General features: G+C 57.0%; 8 protein-coding genes and 1 pseudogene. 2 read left to right on the forward strand and 7 right to left on the reverse strand.

The genetic code is table 11. The features are described from left to right. Nucleotides 1-530: pseudogene (locus Q1B15_RS16665) on the forward strand (patatin-like phospholipase family protein); the annotation flags it as partial. A gap of 15 nt (nt 531-545) precedes the next feature. Here the strand turns inward: Q1B15_RS16665 and Q1B15_RS16670 are convergent. The 7 genes from Q1B15_RS16670 to metG form a co-directional block, all read right to left on the reverse strand. Continuing rightward, nucleotides 546-764 carry a hypothetical protein gene (locus Q1B15_RS16670; protein ID WP_299755755.1) on the reverse strand — a complete coding sequence of 73 codons (219 nt, stop codon included), beginning with the start codon at nt 762-764 and terminating at the stop codon, nt 546-548. A gap of 46 nt (nt 765-810) precedes the next feature. Continuing rightward, entirely contained in the window at nt 811-1449 is a 639-nt protein-coding gene (locus Q1B15_RS16675) for a 2OG-Fe(II) oxygenase (RefSeq protein ID WP_299755758.1), read from the reverse strand. A gap of 55 nt (nt 1450-1504) precedes the next feature. Beyond that, nucleotides 1505-2224, reverse strand: coding sequence for a DUF502 domain-containing protein (locus tag Q1B15_RS16680; protein ID WP_299755760.1), 720 nt, complete (start codon nt 2222-2224; stop codon nt 1505-1507). A 71-nt stretch (nt 2225-2295) separates the two neighbouring features. Further along, nucleotides 2296-3219 carry a pseudouridine-5'-phosphate glycosidase gene (locus Q1B15_RS16685; RefSeq protein WP_299755761.1) on the reverse strand — a complete coding sequence of 308 codons (924 nt, stop codon included), beginning with the start codon at nt 3217-3219 and terminating at the stop codon, nt 2296-2298. After that, on the reverse strand, nt 3216-4103 hold the full coding sequence (locus Q1B15_RS16690; protein ID WP_299755763.1) for a PfkB family carbohydrate kinase: 888 nt from the start codon (nt 4101-4103) through the stop codon (nt 3216-3218). The genes Q1B15_RS16685 and Q1B15_RS16690 overlap by 4 nt, the downstream gene beginning before the upstream one ends. A gap of 44 nt (nt 4104-4147) precedes the next feature. Then, nucleotides 4148-6574 (reverse strand): FAD-dependent oxidoreductase, encoded by a 2427-nt coding sequence (locus Q1B15_RS16695; RefSeq protein ID WP_299755765.1) that lies wholly within the window; start codon nt 6572-6574, stop codon nt 4148-4150. Nucleotides 6575-6717: 143 nt separating this feature from the next. After that, nucleotides 6718-8436, reverse strand: a complete 1719-nt coding sequence (gene metG / locus Q1B15_RS16700; RefSeq protein ID WP_299755766.1) for a methionine--tRNA ligase — start codon at nt 8434-8436, stop codon at nt 6718-6720. Nucleotides 8437-8708: 272 nt separating this feature from the next. On the opposite strand from metG, the gene rpsB reads away from it, so the two are divergent. Then, nucleotides 8709-9246 (forward strand): 30S ribosomal protein S2 (rpsB, locus tag Q1B15_RS16705; RefSeq protein WP_299755768.1); only part of this gene is annotated, 538 nt, incomplete at its 3' end.

The raw sequence follows: 9246 nt of genomic DNA on the forward strand, positions 1-9246 counted from the left end.
TTCTCCGGCGAAGAGATCACCACCAAGCCATCCTTGCATCATCTTGTCTTCCTACCGTGTTTCAGGCGGTGGAAATAGACGGAAACGCCTATTGGGATGGCGGATACACCGGCAATCCGGCTCTCTTTCCGTTGTTCGAAAAAGACCTTCCCGGCGATATCATTGTCGTCAATATCAACCCGCTTGAGCGCCCCGGCATCCCGAAAGAGCCGCGCGATATCGCAAACCGGATCAACGAGATCAGTTTTAACTCTTCGCTTTTGCGCGAACTGCGCGCGATAAACTTCGTGCAACGCCTGATCACCAAAGGCTCGGTCGGCGAAGGCGCAATGAAGCGGGTTCTGGTCCATATGATTGCAGATGACGCGTTGATGGCAGAGCTAAGCGTGGCGTCCAAAACAATCCCTGTACCCGGCATAATTTTTGAGTTGCGCGATGCGGGGCGTTCAGCAGCAGACGATTTCCTGACCCGACACCGTGATAAAATCGGTGTCGCTTCAAGCGTCGATCTGGCTGAAATGTACGAATAAAGGGCGGGCCTTCGATCACTCGCGCGGTGTGCCGCCCCCGGACGAACTTGCCGCTGCGGCAAGAATAACCAGCAAAATCAACGGAACAACAAAGCCACCCGACGTCGCGGCGGCGGCTTCTGCGACGATTACCTCAGGCTCCATCAACGGCTCAGCTGCACCACCAGCATGAAGCGGGGCAGTCGACATCGATATCGTCGCGACGGCGACGGCTGCTGGTTTAAGGTAGTTCATCTAACATTCCTATTGCAACAGCAGCCCCTGAACCCGAGGCCGCGGTTCAATATACCACAAACTCGCCATCTGCAGGGGGGTAGCTGCGCGGAATATGGAAATGGTGTTCACGCCACCACACTGTCAGAACCCATTTCAGTCCGTCACTTGGGCCAAACCCGACGTGGGCGCTATCCGGATGCACCTCGTTTGATCCCAGAAGATTATTCGCAAACACCAGAACCCGCCCCAATTTAGGGCGTACTGCAATCTTCAGGTTTGGAAATGCCGTTTGTCCTTCGTCCTCAATATCATTGAGATAACAGAGAGTTGTGAACAGTCTCTGGCCGCCTTTGTTGAAGTCTTCGCGTGTTGCGCCGTGTTCGTCGTAACCATCATAATGCACGTCAAACAATTGCTCGCCTTCATAACGGATCAGCTTGGATGTCTCTGCGTGTTCAGGGGGCAGGCGCACAATCGCCGAAATACGCGTCATCAGATCGGTTAGGAGCGGATCGCTCCATTGATCGACAATCGCGGCTTGATGCGTGCGTTTCTCACCAATGATACGGCCCTCGTCGGTGCCGTAGGTCGGCTGCGTCAGACGGCCTTCGCCCGCCGCAATAGCCACATCCGCAACATCCTGCCCGAACACATCATCAAACACCGCCACCAAGGGATTAACGTTCAAAATACGGCTTTTCATGTGGTTTCTGCCCCGACCTTTGTTTTCGCTCAGGATACAAGCGCGAAAGGTTAGATCAAGAGACGCGTGCGGGCGGCTGGCGAACTTCGCCGATGGGAGTAGGCGCCTCAGAAACGCCATTGGGATAAACAAGACCCGCCGAGATCACCAGTTTGGCGGCATCTTCAACCGTCATGTCCAACTCAATCAAATCGCGCGTCGGCACGAACAGCAAAAAGCCGGATGTCGGGTTCGGGGTGGTTGGCAAAAATACTGCTGTCTTACTATTTTCGCCGTCGATCTTCTTGTCGATCTCGCCCTTGGCCGAAGTAGCAATGAACGCAATCGCCCAGATACCCTTGCGCGGATATTCCACTAAACACGCCTTATCGAAACTTGTATCGGATTGCGCGAATACGGTTTCCGCGATTTGTTTCAGACTGTTATAGATCGATCTTACTACAGGCAATCCCTGCACCATCCGCTCGGCCCAGTTCAGCAAAGACCGTCCGATCAGGCCCTTGGCAATCCATCCCACAAGCACTGTGAAAATTAGGAAAACAATGACTCCAACGCCACGAATATTCAGGCCAATGTATTGATCCGGGCGAAGCCAGAGCGGCACGAACGGTAAAACCCAACCGTCAACCCATCCCGCAACCGTCCAGATCAGCCACAGCGTCAGAGCAATCGGCGCAACAACCACAAGCCCCGTCAGAAAGGACGAGCGAAACTTCGAGAACAACCCACGTTTTGGGCGCGGCGGTTCAGAATTGTCGTCAAAGGGCGTGCTCATAAGATGTTATCCGGGCGTTTGGACATAAACTAAGGGTGTGTAACGAGCGGAGCAATGGGCCGACATGGAAATCAATCGTTTCCGCGCGGTTTGGCGAGGCAAACAGCAATTTCGCTGGCAAGGTGAGCATTATTTAGCACAAGCGCTATGTTGGCAGTCAGGGATGCTCCATCCGTCAGCTCAAACAGGCGTTGCAGCAAAAACGGCGTGACGCTCTTGCCGGAAACGCCCTTTTCCTCGGCTTCCTGCGTGGCTTTGGCAATAAGTGGCGCAAGCGACATGGCGTTTATTTCAGCCTCTATGGGGATCGGATTGGCTACCAATTGCCCCCCCGAAAGCCCCATCGCGCGTCGCATCTGGTATGCACTGGCTATTTCGGCCGCAGTATCCATGCGAAGCGGCGCCATAAGCCCGGATGAGCGTGACCAAAACGCCGGGAAATCATCCTGTCCAAACGCGATCACCGGCACGCCTCGAGTTTCCAGAACCTCAAGCGTCTTCGGTATATCCAAGATTGCTTTAGCCCCCGCGGCCACCACCGTCACTGGTGTAATCGCCAATTCGCCCAAGTCCGCCGAGATATCAAAGCTGTCTTCCGCGCCTTTATGGACGCCTCCGATTCCACCCGTCGCAAAGACCGAAACCCCGGCCAGATGGGCTGCGATCATCGTCGCCGCCACGGTTGTGGCTCCTGTGCCACCGCGCGCGAGGCATGCTGCAATATCGGCGCGCGACAGCTTCGCCACACCGGTTGCCTGTCCCAGGCCTTCCAATTCCGCGTCCGACAGGCCGATCTTCAGCCGTCCGTTTAACACCGCGATCGTTGCGGGCGTGGCCGCGTGGGCGCGGACTTCTGCTTCTACAAGACGCGCTGTCTCGACGTTTTGGGGGTAGGGCATTCCGTGGGTGATAATCGTCGATTCCAAGGCGACAATCGCCGTACCTGCGGTGCGCGCAGCCGCGACTTCGGCTGAGAAATCCAATGGTAAAGTCACGAAGGCACATCTCCTGAAACATAAGCGGCGGCCGTGCGTAAAGCTGCATTCAGCGCAGATCCGGGCGTGTCACCGCGCGCTTCGGCGGCCATATGTGCGGCCATAAACGTATCTCCTGCGCCGGTCACGCGCGTCACCAGAACCGCCGGTGGCGTTGCGGTCAGAACGCCTCCGGCACTGGCATGTGCGGCGGCGCGCCCACCATCTGTCACCAGGATATGAGCAGCTCCGCGTTCCAGCAAAGCACTGGCGGCTTCGGGGGCGGTGGTGAAGCTTGCGTTGCAAAGCAAACCAGCTTCTTCAAGGTTCACGTAAATCGTCGCGTTCGGGCAATTCAAAAGCGGCATCAACCGCTCAGCCTTCCCGGGGGACGCCGGGGCCACGCGCAAATCGGCCTTTTCAAACAGGGGGCTACGCGCAATCTCAGTTAGCAATTCTTCGGTCAGGTTTCCGTCCAGCGCGACCTGTCCTGCGAAGGGCGCGACTTCGGAACCAAGCCGCCCGTCATTCAGAGGCCGCAATATCTTCGCTCCTGCAGCCTCTAAAGAATGCGCATCCGCAATCGCAGCAACCAGCCCGTTTGCCCCCTCAATCGCCATGTATATATCGGTTGGCAAATCGTCCGAGCGATAGACGAACCCGGTCTCCATTCCCAGACGATCGGCGGCCGCAATCAACTCGTCGCCTTCCTCGTCTCGCCCGACAGCCGATAACAGCACAGGACGCATGGAAAACCGACGCAATGTCATCGCAATGTTCATCGCGACCCCGCCAGGGATCCGCGTGATCCGCCCCGGCACGTCCGAGCCAACCCGCATCGCCGCGCTGGCGCGTCCGATAACATCCCAAAGAACCGATCCGATACAGAGAACATCTTTCGTCATGGCGACGGGTTTGCCCCGCGACGCGGCCCTTGGCAAGCCCGGCGTTACCCTTGTTTGTCGCGCAACCGAAGCCCGTCAGGATCAAAGGGCGGTCGCTCCAGAACGCGCGCCTCATGCGGCTCACCCAAAATCGCAACATGAACGGTATCGCCCGAAACTGCGCTACCCGCTTTCAGGTAGGCCAGCGCAAGCGACTTGCCGACGTAATATCCATAAGCCCCGGAAGTCACCTGTCCGATCGGCGTGCCATCGGTCGCAAATATTGGCTCGCTGCCTGAGGCATCCGCTTCGCGCGCGTCAATCTCCAACAAGACCATCTTCTCGCGCGCAGGCTTATCCGCAATCGCTTTCCAAGCCGCTTTGTGCAGGAAATCTTTGTCCGTCTTGATCAACCCGGCAAGTCCACTTTCCTGCGGCCAGTATTCCGGGCTGTAGTCACGCCCCCAAGAGCCGTATCCCTTTTCAAGTCGCATCGACATCAAAGCACGTCCCCCGACCGGCCCCGCGCCAAACTCGGCGCCGGCCTCCAACAGGGAGCGATAAAGAGCAACTTGATCACCTTCCGCGCAATGCAGCTCCCAACCGAGATCACCAGTGAACGAAACTCGGATTGCCACGCAGTCAACGCCCGCCACACTGATCCGCCGCGAGCGCATGAAAGGAAAACCTTTGTTCGTCAGATCCTCATTGGTCAAACGACCCAAGAGATCGCGCGCACGCGGACCGGCCAGGTTGAAGCCAGCGACCGCCTCGGTCAGACTTTCAAAGGTTGTGGCGTCGGGCAGAGGGATCGCGCGGAAGAACCGTAAATGAAACCGCTCCGCCATGCCGGATCCTACAACCCAGAATTCATCTTCCTCCAGCCTCGTGACGGTGAAATCGCCAGCAATGCCGCCACGCTTGCCGATCAACGGGGTCAGGCACGACCGCCCGATCTCGCGCGGCATCCGGTTGGCAAAAAGCGCGTTCAGCCAATCCTCGGCGCCCGCTCCCTTCACACGGTATTTAGCGAAATTTGAGATATCGAGGATGCCTGCGTTTTCGCGCAGCATCAGCACCTCGCGGCCCACCGGCTCCCACCAGTTCTGACGCGTGAAGCCGTGAGTTTCGACATCTGGCTCGCCATCGGCCGCAAACCACATAGGATGCTCCCAGCCGTAATTCAGCCCGAAATGTGCACCCATTTGCTTTTGCATCCCATAGGCAGGCCGCGTGCGCACCGGACGCCCGGCCGCGCGTTCTTCATTCGGGAAATGGATCTTGAAGCGGTTCGCATATTGATCGCCAACCCGCGCCTTGGTGAACGCTTTGCCCGCCCAGGCCCCGTATCGCGCCATGTCCCAGCCGAACATGTCCATGCTTGGCTCGCCTTCGACGATCCATTCCGCCGATAGCTTGCCCAATCCACCGTTCTGGCTAAACCCTGGAATAATCCCGCAACAGCAGAAATAACCGGTCATCTCGGGAACCGGCCCAAACAAGGCCGAACTGTCCGGCGACCAGATCATCGGTCCGTTTATAACCCGTTTGATCCCGGCCTCGCCGACGGCAGGCACGCGGTCGATGGCACGCATCATATTGTCTTCGATCCGCTCAAGATCGTCGGGGAATAACTCATGCCCGAAACCCTGCGGCGTTCCGTCTTCGGCCCAGAACCGCACATCCTTTTCATAGGCCCCCACCAAAAGACCGTGCCCTTCCTGGCGCAGGTAGTATTCCCCGTCGCGGTCTGCGACTGAAGGCAACCGACGATCCATCGCCGCAATCTCTGCAATCGTCTCGGTGACAAAGTACTGATGCTCGGTCGGCAAGAGCGGCAGATCAAGCCCCACCATCGCAGCCACTTCCCGCGCCCAAAGACCGGCCGCATTCACCACCCAGGGCGTGCGGATATCGCCCTTGTCGGTCCGCACGATCCATGTGCCATCTGGCTGCGGTTCGGTCCCCGTTACCGGCGTAAAGCGATGGATCTCGGCACCTCGCTGGCGCGCTCCCATGGCATAAGCGTTCGTGACCCCGGATGGATCCACGTTGCCGCCGTCGGGCTCAAACATAATGCATCGGATGCCGTCGTAGTCGACCAAAGGGTGCAAGCGCTCGGCTTCATCACGGCTGACCTCGTGGAAATTCATCCCGTATCGGCGGGCCTTCGCTTCTTGCAGGCGAAGCTGATGCTCACGCTCTTTGGTCTGCGCCAGATACAAAGACCCCGGCTGAAAAATTCCGCAGCTTTGCCCGGTTTCCGCCTCCAATTCTTTATAAAGGTTCATCGTATAATGCTGAAGTCGCGAGATATTCGTCACATCGTGCAACCCGTGGATATTGGCCGCCGCGTGCCATGTGGATCCACTGGTCAGTTCGGACCGCTCCAACAAGACGACATCTCTCCAACCAAGTTTCGCAAGATGGTAAAGGATCGAACATCCGATAACGCCGCCTCCGATAACGACTGCCTGGGCATGGGTCCGCATGAGATTTCCTATCGCTGCATTTCTATGCAGCTAAGAAGCCCGTGCTGCGCCGGTCTGGGCCGAAAGCGCCATTTACTGGAAGTTTTGCGTCTGAATCTTCAGTGCTCCAATGTTTGATGCGTCAAACAGGGCAGGGCGCGCGTTTAAGTCCGCCGCCCCGAGAACTTCGCTTGCCACTCTTCACGCTCTTCATCGGTGATTTTGCGGAACAGAACTTCCGGCACGACGAATTCATGACCCGCAGGCAAAGCGTTCAATGCCGCGCGCATATCGTCCGGCCATTCCATATCAAGAGTGTTCATTGAACTCAGCATCCGGGCCGACGCCTCGGGGATAAACGGCGCTGAAATAACCGCATAAATACGTACCAAATTCAAAGCGAGCCGTACAATCGCCGCCGCACGATCCGGGTCTTCTTTATAGACTGACCAAGGTGCCGATGACTGCAAATACTCGTTACCCAAAGCCCAAAGTGCGCGCAATTCAGCCGAAGCTTTGCGCACTTCGATGGCTTCCATTTGGGTCGAAAACTTAGCCAAACCTTCTTCCAGACGCGCGATCAGCGCTTCTTCGTCCGCCCCCCATTCGCCGGTCGACGGTATTTCTGCGCCAAATTTCGAGCGGCAAAACTTTGTGATACGGCTGACGAAATTACCCAAGACGTCCGCGAGATCCTTATTCACCGATGTTTGGAAATTCTCCCAGGTAAACTCGCTGTCCGAGCTTTCGGGCGCATGGCTCAACAACCACCAGCGCCAATAATCCGCTGGCAGAATTTCCAAAGCCTGATCCATGAACACACCGCGTCCCTGCGACGTCGAGAACTGCCCGCCGTCGTAATTCAGGTAATTGAACGACTTGATAAAATCGACCATCTTCCACGGCTCGCGCGACCCAATAATTGTCGCCGGGAAAGACAGTGTGTGGAACGGCACGTTATCTTTGCCCATGAACTGGACGTATTTCACGTCGTCGGCACCCTTGTCGGTGCGCCACCAGCGTTCCCATTCCGCATCTGGGCGGCCCAGACCATCGGTCCATTCCTTTGCACAAGCGATGTATTCGATCGGGGCATCAAACCAGACGTAGAAAACCTTGTCTTCCATCCCGGGCCACGGCGCGTCCCCGCGCTTAACCGGCACGCCCCAATCCAGGTCCCGCGTAATCCCGCGATCTTGAAGTCCATCACCGTCGTTGAGCCACTTTTTAGCAATCGACGTCGTCAGGATCGGCCAGTCGTGTTTGCTTTCGATCCAGTCCGCCAATTCGCTGCGCAAGCTGCGTTGCTTAAGGTAAAGGTGTTTGGTCTCGCGTACTTCCAGATCGGTTGACCCCGAAATAGCGGACCGTGGCTCGATCAAATCAGTGGGGTCCAACTGCTTGGTGCAGTTTTCGCACTGATCGCCGCGCGCTTTATCATAGCCGCAGTTGGGGCAGGTGCCCTCGATGTAGCGATCCGGCAAGAACCGCCCGTCGGCGTGAGAATAGACCTGAGACTCCACAACTTCTTCAATCAGCCCGGCATCCGCCAATTTTTCCGCAAAATGCTGCGTTAGCGCGCGGTTCTGCTCCGACGAAGACCGTCCGAACTTGTCAAACGACAAACCGAACCCGTCCGATAATTCCTTTTGAACCGCCCACATCTCGGCGCAGTAGTCTGCCACCGGCTTATTGGCCTTGGCGGCAGCCAACTCGGCAGGCGTGCCATGTTCGTCCGTCGCACAGAGAAACAAAACCTCATGTCCTCGCGCGCGCATGTAACGCGCATAAAGATCCGCAGGTAGCTGTGATCCTACCAAATTTCCGAGATGCTTGATCCCGTTGATATAGGGGATGGCCGATGTGATCAGAATGCGCGACATGTGGCTTAAATCCTTACCAAAGCGCATGGGTCTTACCGCAGGGCAGGGCGGGCGTCACCCCTTCTTCTTGGTGAAAAAGCGTCAAAGCGCGCGCGTACGCGCGTGTATTTGCTTGGCGGCCGCCGAAAGGCTTGCAATCCCAGGCTATCCGGCCTACTTGGCGCGCACTTCACAGGCAGAGCTTGGGTCCTCGAGGGAGAAATCCTCGAACGATCCGCCGGTTGGGAGAAATCCCTTGATGGCTCTGCTCAGGCGCGAAACCGGAAAGGAATATGGACATGGCGCTCCCAGAATTTACGATGCGTCAGCTCTTGGAAGCTGGCGTACACTTTGGTCATCAGACCCCGCGATGGAACCCTAAGATGGGCGAATTCATCTATGGTGCCCGGAATGGCATCCACATCATGGATCTTACACAGACCGTTCCAATGTTGGACGCGGCTCTGAACGTTATCCGTGACACAGTTGCCAAGAACGGTCGCATCCTCTTTGTCGGAACGAAGCGTCAGGCTCAAAAGCCGGTTGCAGATGCCGCAGAGCGTTGCGCACAATATTACATGAACCACCGTTGGCTTGGCGGCACATTGACCAACTGGAAAACTGTTTCCCAGTCGATCAAGCGCCTGAAAGCTATTGACGAGAAGATGGAAAACGGTGCCGAAGGCCTCACCAAGAAAGAGCGTCTTGGCATGGAGCGTGAGCAGACCAAACTTCAGGCCTCGCTTGGTGGTATCCGCGAAATGGGCGGCGTGCCTGACTTGATCTTCGTCATTGACGTGAACAAGGAAGACCTCGCGATCGCCGAAGCCA

Source organism: uncultured Boseongicola sp., from assembly GCF_937988555.1.
Taxonomy (GTDB): Bacteria; Pseudomonadota; Alphaproteobacteria; order Rhodobacterales; family Rhodobacteraceae; genus Boseongicola.

Excerpts from the sequence above, each read along its gene's own strand:
- Q1B15_RS16695 (WP_299755765.1), bottom strand. The coding sequence starts at position 6,574 with ATGCGGACCCATGCCCAGGCAGTCGTTATCGGAGGCGGCGTTATCGGA.
- Q1B15_RS16680 (WP_299755760.1), bottom strand. The coding sequence starts at position 2,224 with ATGAGCACGCCCTTTGACGACAATTCTGAACCGCCGCGCCCAAAACGT.
- Q1B15_RS16690 (WP_299755763.1), bottom strand. The coding sequence starts at position 4,103 with ATGACGAAAGATGTTCTCTGTATCGGATCGGTTCTTTGGGATGTTATC.
- Q1B15_RS16675 (WP_299755758.1), bottom strand. The coding sequence starts at position 1,449 with ATGAAAAGCCGTATTTTGAACGTTAATCCCTTGGTGGCGGTGTTTGAT.
- metG (WP_299755766.1), bottom strand. The coding sequence starts at position 8,436 with ATGTCGCGCATTCTGATCACATCGGCCATCCCCTATATCAACGGGATC.
- Q1B15_RS16670 (WP_299755755.1), bottom strand. The coding sequence starts at position 764 with ATGAACTACCTTAAACCAGCAGCCGTCGCCGTCGCGACGATATCGATG.